This window comes from Nocardia sp. NPDC004168 (assembly GCF_040610355.1).
Classification (GTDB): Bacteria; Actinomycetota; Actinomycetes; order Mycobacteriales; family Mycobacteriaceae; genus Nocardia; species Nocardia sichangensis.
Genome location: NZ_JBEXME010000009.1, coordinates 189897 through 202174, shown reverse-complemented (window position 1 = coordinate 202174; position 12278 = coordinate 189897). Strand labels below are relative to the sequence as shown.

The 12278-nt window shown below is 66.3% G+C and carries 11 protein-coding genes; 5 read left to right on the top strand and 6 right to left on the bottom strand.

Annotation, left to right across the window (positions count from 1 at the left end; translation table 11 throughout):
• The 3 genes from ABZW96_RS19030 to ABZW96_RS19020 all read left to right on the top strand — a co-directional run bounded on the left by ABZW96_RS19030 (position 1) and on the right by ABZW96_RS19020 (position 2600).
• Entirely contained in the window at positions 1–1533 is a 1533-nt protein-coding gene (locus tag ABZW96_RS19030; RefSeq protein ID WP_355076247.1) for a serine/threonine-protein kinase, read from the top strand.
• Positions 1534–1943: 410 nt separating this feature from the next.
• Entirely contained in the window at positions 1944–2261 is a 318-nt protein-coding gene (locus tag ABZW96_RS19025) for a WXG100 family type VII secretion target (protein ID WP_039795679.1), read from the top strand.
• Positions 2262–2297: 36 nt separating this feature from the next.
• Positions 2298–2600, top strand: coding sequence for a WXG100 family type VII secretion target (locus ABZW96_RS19020; RefSeq protein ID WP_355076245.1), 303 nt, complete (start codon positions 2298–2300; stop codon positions 2598–2600).
• Positions 2601–2701: 101 nt separating this feature from the next.
• On the opposite strand, the gene ABZW96_RS19015 is transcribed toward ABZW96_RS19020, so the two are convergent.
• Both ABZW96_RS19015 and eccCa read right to left on the bottom strand, forming a co-directional pair.
• Positions 2702–4129: a type VII secretion-associated protein gene (locus tag ABZW96_RS19015; RefSeq protein WP_355076243.1), complete on the bottom strand. Its 1428-nt coding sequence runs from the start codon at positions 4127–4129 to the stop codon at positions 2702–2704.
• A complete protein-coding gene (eccCa, locus tag ABZW96_RS19010) occupies positions 4129–8160 on the bottom strand; it encodes a type VII secretion protein EccCa (RefSeq protein ID WP_355076241.1) in 4032 nt (1343 codons plus the stop codon). Before eccCa ends, ABZW96_RS19015 begins: the two co-directional genes overlap by 1 nt.
• A 170-nt stretch (positions 8161–8330) precedes the next feature.
• On the opposite strand from eccCa, the gene eccD reads away from it, so the two are divergent.
• The gene (gene eccD, locus ABZW96_RS19005) at positions 8331–9797 is read left to right on the top strand and encodes a type VII secretion integral membrane protein EccD (protein WP_355076239.1); all 1467 of its coding nucleotides are present in this window, start codon (positions 8331–8333) and stop codon (positions 9795–9797) included.
• A 185-nt stretch (positions 9798–9982) separates the two neighbouring features.
• Here eccD and ABZW96_RS19000 read toward each other — a convergent pair whose 3' ends face one another.
• Positions 9983–10114 (bottom strand): hypothetical protein, encoded by a 132-nt coding sequence (locus ABZW96_RS19000; RefSeq protein WP_355076325.1) that lies wholly within the window; start codon positions 10112–10114, stop codon positions 9983–9985.
• Between ABZW96_RS19000 and mycP the strand changes: the two genes are divergently transcribed.
• The gene (gene mycP / locus ABZW96_RS18995; RefSeq protein WP_355076322.1) at positions 10088–11203 is read left to right on the top strand and encodes a type VII secretion-associated serine protease mycosin; all 1116 of its coding nucleotides are present in this window, start codon (positions 10088–10090) and stop codon (positions 11201–11203) included. The genes ABZW96_RS19000 and mycP overlap by 27 nt on opposite strands.
• Before the next feature lie 153 nt (positions 11204–11356).
• Here the strand turns inward: mycP and ABZW96_RS18990 are convergent, their stop codons facing one another.
• From ABZW96_RS18990 to ABZW96_RS18980, 3 genes are all read right to left on the bottom strand, one after another.
• Positions 11357–11641 (bottom strand): hypothetical protein, encoded by a 285-nt coding sequence (locus tag ABZW96_RS18990; protein ID WP_355076237.1) that lies wholly within the window; start codon positions 11639–11641, stop codon positions 11357–11359.
• Between the two features lie 85 nt (positions 11642–11726).
• On the bottom strand, positions 11727–11933 hold the full coding sequence (locus tag ABZW96_RS18985; protein ID WP_355076235.1) for a hypothetical protein: 207 nt from the start codon (positions 11931–11933) through the stop codon (positions 11727–11729).
• A 23-nt stretch (positions 11934–11956) separates the two neighbouring features.
• Positions 11957–12160: a hypothetical protein gene (locus tag ABZW96_RS18980; protein WP_355076233.1), complete on the bottom strand. Its 204-nt coding sequence runs from the start codon at positions 12158–12160 to the stop codon at positions 11957–11959.
• Positions 12161–12278: the final 118 nt, after the last annotated feature.

Here is a 12278-nt window from a genome sequence, read left to right as displayed (position 1 = left end):
ATGGCGATTAGCCCCGGGACCATTGTCGGCGGGTACCGCATCATGCGGGTGCTCGGCGCGGGCGGCATGGGCACGGTGTATCTGGCCAAACATCCCAGCCTGCCCAGGACCGACGCGCTGAAGGTGCTCGGCGGCGAACTCAGCCGCGACTACGAGTTCCGTACCCGCTTCGAGCGTGAAGCCAATCTCGCCGCCGGACTGGATCATCCGAACATCGTCTCGGTCTACAACCGCGGTGAAGAACACGGCCAGTTGTGGATCGCCATGCAATACGTGGACGGCACCGATGCCGCCGCCGAACTGGCCCGCGACCCGCATGCGATGAATCCGCTTCGCGCACTGCGTATCACGACCGAAGTCGGCAAAGGACTCGACTACGCGCACCGCAAGGGCTTGCTGCATCGCGATGTGAAACCGGCGAATTTCCTGCTGTCCGCACCTGCCGACGGCGAGGAAGAGCGCGTGCTGCTCACCGATTTCGGCGTGGCGAAAGCCAATGACGACACCACCGAACTCACGCAGACCGGTAGTTTCGTCGCGACCATCGCCTACGCCCCGCCCGAGCAGCTCACCGGCAGCCCGCTCGACCACCGCGCCGACGTCTACAGCCTCGCGTGCTCGTTCTTCAAATTGCTCACCGCGCGCAACCCTTACCCGGGAACCCAACCCGCGCTGGTGATGATGGGGCATCTTCACGAGCCCCCGCCGCTGGCCACCGCCGTCAACCCCGGCCTGCCGCCCGCCATCGACCACGTTTTCGCCCGCGCCATGGCGAAGAACCCGGCCGAAAGATTCAACAGCTGCCGCGAATTCACCGATGCGGCGGCGAGCGCCCTCATTCCCGGCTACAACCCCGTCGCCACCAACACCTCCCCGACCTATCCCATCCAGGTATTCGATCCGCGGCCTGGGACCGACCCCCGAGTGGCCATCTCCGGTCAAGGGAGCGCCGCACGACCCGCACGCAAGAACTGGCTGCTCGCGGCGGCCGCGGGCGTAGTGGCCGTCGCACTCGCCGCGGGGATCGGCATTTGGACGTCTAATCGCGAGGGGCAAGCACCCGATCCCGCTGTCGCCACGCCGAGCAGCACGGCAGCGCTGTCGCCGCTGGACCGGGCGCGAGCGGACAACCCGGTATTCCGGGGCAAGACGATCACGATGGTCGACGTGCCGCGCGGCTCGCAGGTCTCGATCTACCTCGGCGGCACCCCACAAACCGAGTTCCTGCAAAATCTCGGATTCGTCTACAACCTCAACTACCGGCGCGCGGGCGACGAGGCATCGCCTCGCGAACTGACCGGAACCAACCGGCTGGAAGTAGCGGCGGACGGCTACGTGCTGGCCGTGCGCAGCGACGAAAAGGCCGGCGGCGGTGGCCTGCTCGGCCTTCCGTACCAAGTGGCGGGCACCCGTGCCACGGTGATTCCGCTGGACGATCCCGCGGCCGTCGCCGCGGTCCGCGACTGGAGCGAGTCGTCCCAGCAGACGTTGCTCGACCGTCTGGTGCCGGTGCTGCGCAATCGCGTGAAGTGATTCGGTCGCGTCCGCTGAATCCAAGCCTTCGTGAGGTTTTCGGTTCGCGCGACCACCGGATTTCGTCATTCTGCTGGTAGCGGCGGACTTAGGCGTTCGGTAAGGTGTACCGCAGCCAGCCCACTCGCCGATCATTACAGCAGCGAGCAGGGGGAAGGAGGGGAGCCGAGCGCTGGCGTTACAAGTCATGCAGACCCGGATCGCATCGTGGTCTTCCGAGCAGGCCCGTGCGCGGCCGCCGAAATCTACGGACGAGCCGGGCTGAGGGGCGCAGGGCCCTGATCCCGTGGGGCGATGCCGAACTTTCTCGAGTCGGATGGAACCGATCAGACCCGCACCGCGTCCAATCAGATGTACAGGCCAACTGAGGCTTCCGCCGTTGGCCGAGACGGGAACCGAAAGGAGCCGAAATGGCAGGACAGCTCGAAGCGAGCGAAGAGGCGATCTCGAAGTTTGTGGACAACTGCCGGCAGCGGCACCAGGATCTGCAAACCGCGATCACCGCACTGAACAGCAAGTCGGATCAGACCACCGCCACCTGGAGCGGTGCGGCTCGTCAGGCGTTCGACACGTTCATGGACAGCTACTTCGCCCAGGCGCGGAAGCTGAACGACCAGCTGGACCAGACGTCGGACAAGCTCGCCCACGCCGGACGGAAGTTCGCCGATCAGGACCAGCAGTTCGCCCAGCAGGTGGCCGCGCAGGCCTCCAGCCTGGACCTTCCCTGATCCGATAGCCGAACCACAGACAACAAGGAGCTCCCCATGGTAGCGAACGATCCCGGTCGGATTGCTTCGAACTTCGGCGAGGTCGAGGCGGGCGCCCAGGCCATCGTGTCCGAAGCGCGCAGCGTCATGACCATGCTCGAAGATTTCCACAAGCAGGTCACCGACTTCGTGACCAACTACTGGAAGGGTGACGCGAACGACGCGTTCGCGTCGCTGCAGGCCCAGTGGAACACGCAGGTCACCCAGCTGAACACCACGCTGGAAAGCGCGGGCAAGTTGGTCAGCAGTGGCAACTCGGACCTGCAGGGTACCGACACCGCGCTGGCGGGCCTCTTCTGAGATCCCGTCTCGGCTGATTCGAGCCCCCGGTACTTCGGCGCCGGGGGCTCGAATCGCTTTGCGCCGCAGTGGAGTCGGCTAGGTATGCGTGCCCGCGCCCCTCACGGTACGACGCGGACCGTATCCCCGAAATGCGAGCACGGGGCTTCCAATTGCCCCCATTCGTCTCCTGCGTACTGGCAACCGATACTCAGCTGAATTCCGAACTCCAACAGAACATGCCAGCGAACGGTTGATCCGTCTCCGGGATGTTCCAGGTAGGCCAAGCCGGAACGGCCACCGAACATCACATCCTGCTGCAAGTCGGTCAGCACCCCTGGCGGACGCTGCGCGATCTGCGCTTCCAGCTTCGCCGCGACCTGCGCGTAACTGGAGGACGCCGTCAGCGGCGCCTGCATTACCGTAATTCGTTGCCGCGCAGCATCATCGGGTACCAAATCGACACGAGCGCGCCCCGTGTCAGGCGACTGGGCAATACGCCAGCCGGGCGGGACACGGAATCGGATTCGGCCGAAGGCCTCCGGTGCCGCCTCGGCCGGCGGGCCGACCGGCGGCGGTGCGGCGGTCGGCGACGCCGCTTCCATGCTGGGCGCCGCTACCGTCTCTTCGCCGCGGCGACCGGACAAGACAACCGCACCGACAATCGTCAACGCGACGACCACCACGGCCGCGATCGCGGCGATCGCGATACGCGCGGCGCCATATCGAGGCTGTCGTGTCGCGGCACGCTCGCGAAGCGGTCGCATCCACTGTGTCTGCGCGGCGTGGACTTCGCGTGCCTCGGTCCGCCGCCCCCGGACGAGATCGGGACCGGCGACCGCACGCAGCTCGACATCGGCACCTATGGACTGCTGGATCGCCTCACGGAGCAAGTCCTGTTTTCTGGTATCACTGAGAGCCGCCACTTGCACGAGGTCGATCGGGCCGCTGTCGAGCAACCGAGTGATCAGGTTGCACAGAGCGGCGAAGCCCGCGGATCCGCTCTCGATCTCGGCCAACGCGAGTGTCGGCTCGTGCTCACAGGATTCGATATGCACGCCGCGATGGCTTCGGATGACCGCCGACGCCGTGGTGGCCAGCGTGCCGAACTCCAGTACCAGCGTTCGCCGACTGTGGCTGGTGCCCTCGTCCGACGCGACCGAACGGACCGCGATGTCCTCGAACACGACATCCGAGGCCACACGGCGCGCCGCCTGAGCGAGCACGCCACGACGGGCCGCGCCCCATTCGGTCGGGCAGACCAACGTCATCCGGGCACACGGAGTATCGACACGAAGATGCTCGAGCGCACTCGCGAAAACGGCGCTCATCGCGTCCACCACCGAGGGTGTGCGGGGTGGCAAAGCTATGGCATCGGCGGGCACGAATTGCACCACCGAACCGACGTGGGTAGGCGGGCTCAGCGATTGCCCCACGACGAGGTCGAAGCCATTGCTGCCCAGGACCACCGACGGCGGCGCGTCCCAGTGCGTGTCGGCGCCACGCGCCCAGATACGCGCCTCGGTGACGACGAGCTCGACCTCGGACATCAGGGCAACGGCATCCACGCCGTCTGGACCAGGCCCTCGACATTACGGGTGACGTAGGTGCCTCGGCCCGGCGGCATCGGGCTCGGTCGCTTGGTGCCCATCAGGACGCCCTCGTCCTTGCTGCAGCTCAGGATCAGGCCCGCCGAGCCCAGATCACGCATTCGAGCCAACGTCGCCTCGAACATCGCCCTGCTCGCACCACCCGAGCGCCGGGCGATGATCACGTGGAAGCCGAGGTCTCGGGCGTGTGGCAGATGTTCGAGCAGCGCCTGGACCGGGTTGCCCGCGGAGGTGGCGACCAGATCGTAATCGTCGATGATGACGTACAACTCCGGTCCGCTCCACCACGAACGATCCCGCAACTGCTGCGGCGTGACGTCCGAGCCCGGCGTGCGCTTGCCGACATACGCGGCCAGGTCGTTCATGTTCTGGGTGAACTGCGGCGCCGTGGAACCATAGCCCGCGAGATAGCCCTCCGGAACCAGTCCGAGCATGCCGCGGCGGTAGTCGCCGATGATGAAGCGAGCCTGATCGGGGGTGTTCGACGCGGCGATGCCCTCGATCAGCGAGCGCAGCAGCGTCGTCTTTCCCGATTCGGTGTCGCCGATGATGATGAAGTGTGGGCTCTCCACGAAGTCGATGTAGACCGGCGCGAGCTCGGACTCATTGATGCCGAACGGGATTCGCAGGCACTTCGCATTCGGGTCGACCTGCGCGGGCCAATCGCCCGCCAGATACAGCAGCTGCTCGCGCGGGAGCTGTTCGGGCAGCATGCGGACCTGCGGCGCGTGCCGGCCCGGCGTCAGCCTGGCGATGGCGGCGACCGCGTCCGCGACGGCCTGGGTCAGGTCGGTCGGGTCGGAGCTGCCGTCGATGCGGGGCAAGCCGGTCAGCATGTGCAGGCACTCCGGGGTCATACCGCGGCCCGGTCGCCCCTGGGGAACCAGTGAGGCGAACTTGCGGCCCAGATCGGAGTCCATCGGATCACCGAGGCGCAACTCGATCCTGGTGCCGATCTGATCCTTGAGCGCGGGCCGCGCCTCCGCCCAGCGGTTCAGCGCGATGACCACGTGCACACCGTAGGACAGACCCTGCACGGCGAGGTTCATGATGGTCTGCTCGAGCATCTCGAAGTCCTGGCGGATCGAGCTGAAACCGTCGATCACCAGGAAGACGTCGCCGAACGGATCCTCGTGCGCGCCCGCGGCGCCCGGGCTGGCGGCCGGGTCCATCGCGCGCAGCCTGCGGAAATCGGTCATCGATTCGATGCCGAGCTGGCGGAAGCGCGCCTCGCGCTGCCGGACGATGGTGGTCATCTCCGCGATGGTGCGGCGGACCTGGTCCTCGTCCAACCGGCTGGCCACCGAGCCGACGTGCGGCAGCCCTTGCAGGCTAGCCAGGGTGCCGCCACCGAAGTCGAGGCAGTAGAACTGCACCTGTTCGGCGGTGTGCGTCAACGACATCGCCATGATGAGTGTGCGCAGCGCCGTCGACTTGCCGGACTGCGGGCCACCGACGATGGCGACATTGCCGCGGGCGCCGGACAGGTCGATGACCATCGGGTCGCGACGCTGGTCGTACGGGCGGTCGACGATGCCGATCGGGGCACGCAGCGTGGACACCGGGGAGTATTCGCCGGTGAGAACGGAGCGCGGGACGAGCTGGTCGAGCGTCGGCGCCTCGTCCAGCGGCGGCAGCCAGATCTCGTGCGCCGGGCGGCCGTGGCCGCGGATCCGCGCGACCAGCATGTTCAGGTTGGACAGCTGCTCGCCGTCCTCGTCCTGTTCCGGTTCCAGGCTCGGTTCGGGCGGCAGCGGAACGCGGTCCGCCGCCCGGAAGTCGACATGGGTAGCGGTGAACGCGCGCGCCCTGACATCGATTTCACCGGACTGCGTGGCAACGGTCATGTCACGCTGCGAGCCACCGCCGACATACGCGCCGGAGACATAGGAAGCCTGGAAACGCTGGATCTCTCCGGAGTCGGCCTTCAGGTAGCCGCCACCGGGATTGTTCGGCAGGTTGTAGGCGTCCGGCACACCGAGCACCTGACGAGATTCGTTGGCGGAGAACGTTTTCAGGCCGATCCGATAGGACAGGTGGGACTCCAGGCCCTTGAGCTTGCCTTCCTCCAGTCGCTGCGAGGCGAGCAGCAGATGCACGTGCAGCGAGCGGCCGAGGCGGCCGATCATGACGAACAACTCCGCGAAATCCGGGTGCTGAGTGAGCAGTTCGGAGAACTCGTCGAGCACCACGAACAGTGCGGGCAGCGGGTCAAGGTCGGCGCCCGCGGCCCTGGCCTTCTCGTACTCCAAGACGTTGGCGAAGTTGCCCGCCGCGCGCAGCACTTCCTGGCGGCGGTTCATCTCACCGGCCAGGGCGTCCTTCATGCGGTCGACGAGATCGGCCTCTTCCTCCAAGTTGGTGATGACGGCGGCGACGTGCGGAACGCCCTCCAAACCGAGGAACGTCGCGCCGCCTTTGAAGTCGACCAGCACCAGGTTCAACTGGTCGGGCGAGTGCGTGGCCAGCAAGCTGAGCACGAGGGTGCGCAGGAACTCCGACTTACCGGAGCCGGTGGCGCCGATGCACAGGCCGTGCGGGCCCATGCCGTTCTCGGCGGCCTCCTTGATGTCCAGTTCCACCGGAAGGCCATCGGCGCCCACACCGAACGGGACGCGCAGGCGTTCCCGTCCGTAGCGCGGCCGCCACGCGTGCTCCGGGTTGAAAGTGCCGATGTCACCGAGGCCCATCAGCTGCGCCCACGTCGAGATCACGTCGGCGTCATCGGTTTCCACGTCGCTGCTGCGCTGGGTGGCGGCACGGTACGGGGCCAGCCTGCGCGCCACCTGCTGCGCCTGCTCGGGGCTGATTCGGTCGATCAGCGCGAACCGCTCCTGATTGCCGGTCGCGCCGCGGCCGACGCACTCGCCGTTCTCGACGATCATCTTGATGCCGCGCGACACCGCCAGACGCGGCGCGTAGCCGCACAGGTCGATGATGGTGACGCCCTCGTAGCCGGATTCGCGCAACTGATCGTCCTCGGCCTCGAGCAGACCGCCGTCGACCACGATGACGATATGCACCATGTTCGCGTTGGCGGGCTGGTTGCGCGAGTATCGGACCCGGTTGCCGAGCAACGGATGCAACCCCGCCATCGCCTCCCGGATCGAGCCGTAGAACATGCGCTGGGTACCGATGCCGTCCTGCGCGTCGGGGTGCTGGGTGTGCGGGAGCCACTTGGTCCACTCCCACTCCGGCGCGGTGTCCGGCCCGCAGACGACCGCGACGAGCACCTGGTCGGGAGCCTGGAACATGCACAGCTGCACCAGCATCGCTCGGGTCATGTCGCGCGCCTGGCCGCGGTCGCCGTCCAGCGCGATGGTGGCGAAGCCCTTGACCGCGATGGCGGTCGGCAGATCGGGCACGGTCGAATGGGCGCGCACGAAGCGGCGCAGCGAGACCGCGGCGATCGGCTCGAGCTCCTCGACCGGACCGGTCTCAGGAGCGACCAGTCTGGTGGCAAGGCGCTGGCCGCCGAGACCGATGCGCGCGTGGCAGAAGTCCTTGTCCCCCGCGCGGCGTTCCCACATGCGGCTGGTGCCCGCGAGCATCCAGACCAGTTCCGGCTCCGGGTGGCTCCATTCGACGGAAGCGCGCTGCTGAGCGGCGGTCTCGTCGACGTCCTTGCGCACCTGGTCGAGGTAGCGCAGATAGTCCTTGCGATCCTCGTTGGCCTCGGCGGCCTTCTGCCCCTTGCCCCCACCCTGGCCCGCGAACATGCCGACCATCGAGAACACCATCATGAGCGGGAACATCATGCTCATCGGGTTGGAGGCGATGCCGCCGCCCTGGGTGAACATCAGGGCCATCATGCCGACCATGCCGATCACCATCACGGCGGGCATGAGTTTCAGGACGAGGTTTCCCGGTGTGACCCGGGGGATTTCGGGCGGGGGTTGCAGCGTGACCTCGCCGCCGGGCGTCCTTGGCATCTCGCGGCGCGCACGGCGCTGGAAGCGGACAGTGCTCATCGACGAGATTCCCCCTTCGGCCAGCTGTGATTCGGCCTCAGTGTAGAGGTCACAGCCGACATGTCGTACAGTTCGACCAGCATTCTGCTGCCCGGACCGAGGGTTCGCAAGCTCGCCCCCGGCCCGCCGAGTCGTGGAATCACGAGGTAGAAGACCGAGTTGGGGGAAGCTTGACGCACGCGCGACTTGACCACATCGACGAAGAATCCTCGCGCGGGATCGTCCGCGCCCCCGACCTCGCCCGGGTGACGATTCTGGCCAAGCACACTCAGGTCGACATGGCCATACCGGTCGACGTGCCGGTCGCGCTGGTGATTCCGAGCGTGGTCGACATGGTCGCCCAGCACAGCCGCTCCAACGACTTCGACAACGAGGGCGAGCGTTACGAGCCCGCGGAGTGGGTGCTCGCCCGGATCGGCCATCCGCCGTTCTCCAACTCGCTCAGCCTCGGCGAGCACGGCGTCCGCGACGGCGAACTGCTGATGCTGGAGAGCGCTTCGCACACCGCGCCGACACCGCTGTTCGACGACATCATGTACAACGTCGCGATCGCCGACGCCGACCATTACCGCAGCTGGACCCCTCGGGTCGCGCGGATCACCGGCTCGGTGCTCGCGGCGCTCACCATGATCGTCGGCTGTCTCGGGCTGCTGCTGTCCCCCGGCTCGCTGCCGATCGGGGTCGGCGGTTCGATCGCGCTGGTGGTCGCGATCCTGCTCGTCGTCACCGCGATGGTGCTGAGCAGGATGTACGGCGACAACGGCACCGCGCTTGTGCTCGGCGGCTGCGCGCTGCCCGCGGCGTTCAGCGCGGGAATGCTCTACGTGCCGGACGATTACGGCTGGGCGCACATCCTGCTCGGATCGGTCCTGGCCGGGGCGACGGCGATTCTGGCGTGGCGGGTCACCGGCGTCGGGCTCGCGTTGTTCATCGGCGGGACCGCGCTCGCCACCTACGCGGTGCCCGCGGCGCTGGTCGGCCTGCTCACCGACCAGCCGGAGCGGGCGATCGGCGCCGGCGCGGCGGCGCTCGGGCTCGGCGGCCTGTCTCTGGCCCCGCGAGTCTCCATGCTGCTGGCGAAATTGCCACTGCCACCGGTGCCTTCGCCGGGCACACCCATCGATCCGACCGAGGACGACCCGGACGATCACCGCGCGCTGCCGACCATGGAGGTGCTGCGGGTGAAGTCGGAACGCGCCCGCATGTACCTCGCGGGCCTGGTGGCGGCGACCACGCTGGTCACCGTCGTCGGCGCGCTCGGCGCCACCGACCCGGCGTCCGACGACCCGTACTGGCCGGGCATCGCGCTCGCCCTGGTCTGCGCCGTGGTGCTGATGTTCCGCAGCCGCACCTACGCGGGCGCGGAACAGGCCGTCGTTCTCATCTCCGGTGGCGCGGGCATCGTGCTGATCATGTTGGTCGGCGCCGGTTTCGCGATGCACCAGCCGCTGGCCGTGTTCGGCGCGGCGATGGTGGTCCTGATCGCGGCGCTGATCCTCGGCATCATCATCCCGAACCAGTCGGCCACCCCACCGATGCGCCGCGGCGTCGAACTGCTCGAGTACACATTCGTCGCCACGGTCTTGCCATTGGTCTTCTGGGTGGCGGACCTCTACGCCATCGTCCGCGGGCTGTGAACCGGGCACTGCGCACCGGTGCGGCCGCAGCGGTGCTCTCTTTGAGCATGTCGTGCGGAGTGGGTGCTAGCCAGGGCATCGCCTACGCCGACCGTCCGCCGCCGGTGGATCCCGGCCAATTGCCCGCCGGGGATCCAGCACGGCCGCCGGACAAGACCGAGCGCCCGGGCAACACGCCCTGCTATTCAACCCAGCAGGGCGGCGAGGGTCCCACCCCTCCCGCTCCACAGCGCTCGCTCGACCTGGCGCACGCATGGGAGTTCTCCCGAGGCGAAGGCCAGCTCGTCGCGGTGATCGACACCGGCGTCGCTCGTCATCCCCGCCTGCCCGATCTGGAGGCGGGCGGTGACTTCGTGGCCGACGGCGGCGACGGGGTCAGCGAGGACTGCGATGCGCATGGCACCGTCGTCGCCGGCATCATCGCCGCGAAGCCACAGGCGGGACAGGGATTCTCGGGTGTGGCACCTGAAGCGCGGATCCTGTCGATTCGCCAGACCAGCGCGCTGTACGACTACGCGAACCGGCAGGATAGAAAGCCGGAAGATCCGCCCAAGGGATACGGCAACGTCAATGCACTCGCCGCCGCGATCCGACGCGCCGCCGACCGGCACGCTTCGGTCATCAATATTTCGCTCGTATCCTGCATGCCCAGTGGCGTGAGCTTCAGCGACGGCGCGGTCGGCGCAGCTGTGCGGTACGCGACCCTTGAAATGGACGCCGTCGTGGTGGCCGCGGCGGGCAATACCGATGACAACTGCAAGGCGAGCAATCCCGGGATCGATCCGCTGAATCCAACCGGTGATCCGTGGAACAACGTAACCACCAACGTCACGCCCGCGCGCTACGACGATTACGTCCTGTCCGTTGGATCGATCGACCAGAACGGCCTACCGTCGAGTTTCACCGTTCCAGGTCCCTGGGTCGGCGTGGCCGCACCGGGTGAGGACATCGTCTCGCTGGATCCGCGCGGAACCGGCACGATAACAGGAAAATACGTCAACCAGAGTCTCTCTCCACTCAAGGGGACGAGCTTCGCCGCGCCGTATGTTTCCGGAGTTGTCGCCCTGGTCCGCGCTCGTTTCCCCGAGCTCAGAGCCCTCGACGTGATCAAACGCATCGAGGCGACGGCGCACGCGCCAGGTGAAGGCTGGAATCCCTCCGTCGGCTACGGCGCGATAGATCCGATAGCCGCCCTCACCGCCGAAATCCCTCGAACTCTTCCGCCGAAACGACCGGCCGATGCCCTGAGCGTGCGGTTGCCGGTCCCGTCACCGGCCCCACCACCGGACAATCGCGCCCGGGATGTGGCGCTGATCGGCAGCGGCAGCGTCGCGACATTGCTGATCTTGGGCCTACTCGCCTCGTTCCCGATCCGCCGCAGATTCGGGGTCCGTGAGGACAACTGAGAAAGACTCGGAACCACATGACGGAACGGTTGTTGTGGCCCCGTCGTTCGACGGGGCCACAATTGTCAGAACACCTCCTACTGCGGCTGGCAGTCGTAGGTGACGCCGGGCGCGAAGACCAAGGCTGCAGAGATTGCGGTGCCCGAAACTTTCTCAGCCGACATATATTTTGTCGACATAGTACCCGTTCCGCCCCTGCTTACAGCTGTAGAAGGGCGCCCACGATGGAGATGTCGACATCGGCTCCTCATTCTTACGCCGTCGCTCGGCCTTATTCTCGGGATCATTGCGGCTCAACTCGTCCTTGACCTGCTCGCAGTGCGACTTGGACATGCCGTCAGCCGTGACGGGGTCCGCGTTGGCAGCACCTGCCATTCCGGTCCAGCCAGCGCTCAAGACCGCCATTACGCAAACACCGACCATACGCCTGATATTCATCTTATTCCTTAATTTTCGTACAGATCAGCTTAAACACAAGTGACCCATATGGATCCATAGATACTTACGGAATGCGAATCCTGACCTACGCGCCGCTATAGTAGACGGTGATCGAGGGCCATACGCCATCGGAAGTGATCTCGTTGTGCAGGACAAGATCCTGGATGGAGACGTCTCCGAGTTCCTCGATCGAAGCTGCGACCGTACGAAGCAATTTCGCAACGTCTTCTTGGCCTTGACCGGCCGGGTTGGACTGCGAGAAATAGTTTATTTGATATTGCATGCCCGCCATGGCGTTCTCCTTTAGATCTCGGGCTATCGACGGTTGCACTTCTGCTTATTCCTGTCCCCGTTGTACTTTTCGGCCTGCTTGATCTTCTGCATTGCACGGTTGTACGCCGCCTGGTCGTAGGGACGACCCGCGTTCTTGTTATCAATCGCCTCTTGCTCTTCACGAGACAGCTGAGCCGCTGACGGCGCTTCCTTGATAGCCACAGAAACCGGAGACGCTGCCGCCATAGGCGATGCACCCGACAGCACCTGCACCGAAGGCGGCGAGCAAAATTGCGCCTGCAGCGATCGACTGGCGAGTGTATGGCATGTGACTTCCCCTCCTGATTGTGGAACGCAACGACAT

Coding starts and splice junctions, on each gene's coding strand:
- ABZW96_RS19000 (WP_355076325.1), bottom strand. CDS start 10,114: ATGACGAGCGACGCCGGTGTCGATCACCGCGACGAGCTGGCCTTCGCC.
- ABZW96_RS19030 (WP_355076247.1), top strand. CDS start 1: ATGGCGATTAGCCCCGGGACCATTGTCGGCGGGTACCGCATCATGCGG.
- ABZW96_RS19020 (WP_355076245.1), top strand. CDS start 2,298: ATGGTAGCGAACGATCCCGGTCGGATTGCTTCGAACTTCGGCGAGGTC.
- ABZW96_RS18990 (WP_355076237.1), bottom strand. CDS start 11,641: ATGAATATCAGGCGTATGGTCGGTGTTTGCGTAATGGCGGTCTTGAGC.
- ABZW96_RS18980 (WP_355076233.1), bottom strand. CDS start 12,160: ATGGCGGCAGCGTCTCCGGTTTCTGTGGCTATCAAGGAAGCGCCGTCA.
- ABZW96_RS18985 (WP_355076235.1), bottom strand. CDS start 11,933: ATGGCGGGCATGCAATATCAAATAAACTATTTCTCGCAGTCCAACCCG.
- ABZW96_RS19015 (WP_355076243.1), bottom strand. CDS start 4,129: ATGTCCGAGGTCGAGCTCGTCGTCACCGAGGCGCGTATCTGGGCGCGT.
- ABZW96_RS19025 (WP_039795679.1), top strand. CDS start 1,944: ATGGCAGGACAGCTCGAAGCGAGCGAAGAGGCGATCTCGAAGTTTGTG.
- eccCa (WP_355076241.1), bottom strand. CDS start 8,160: ATGAGCACTGTCCGCTTCCAGCGCCGTGCGCGCCGCGAGATGCCAAGG.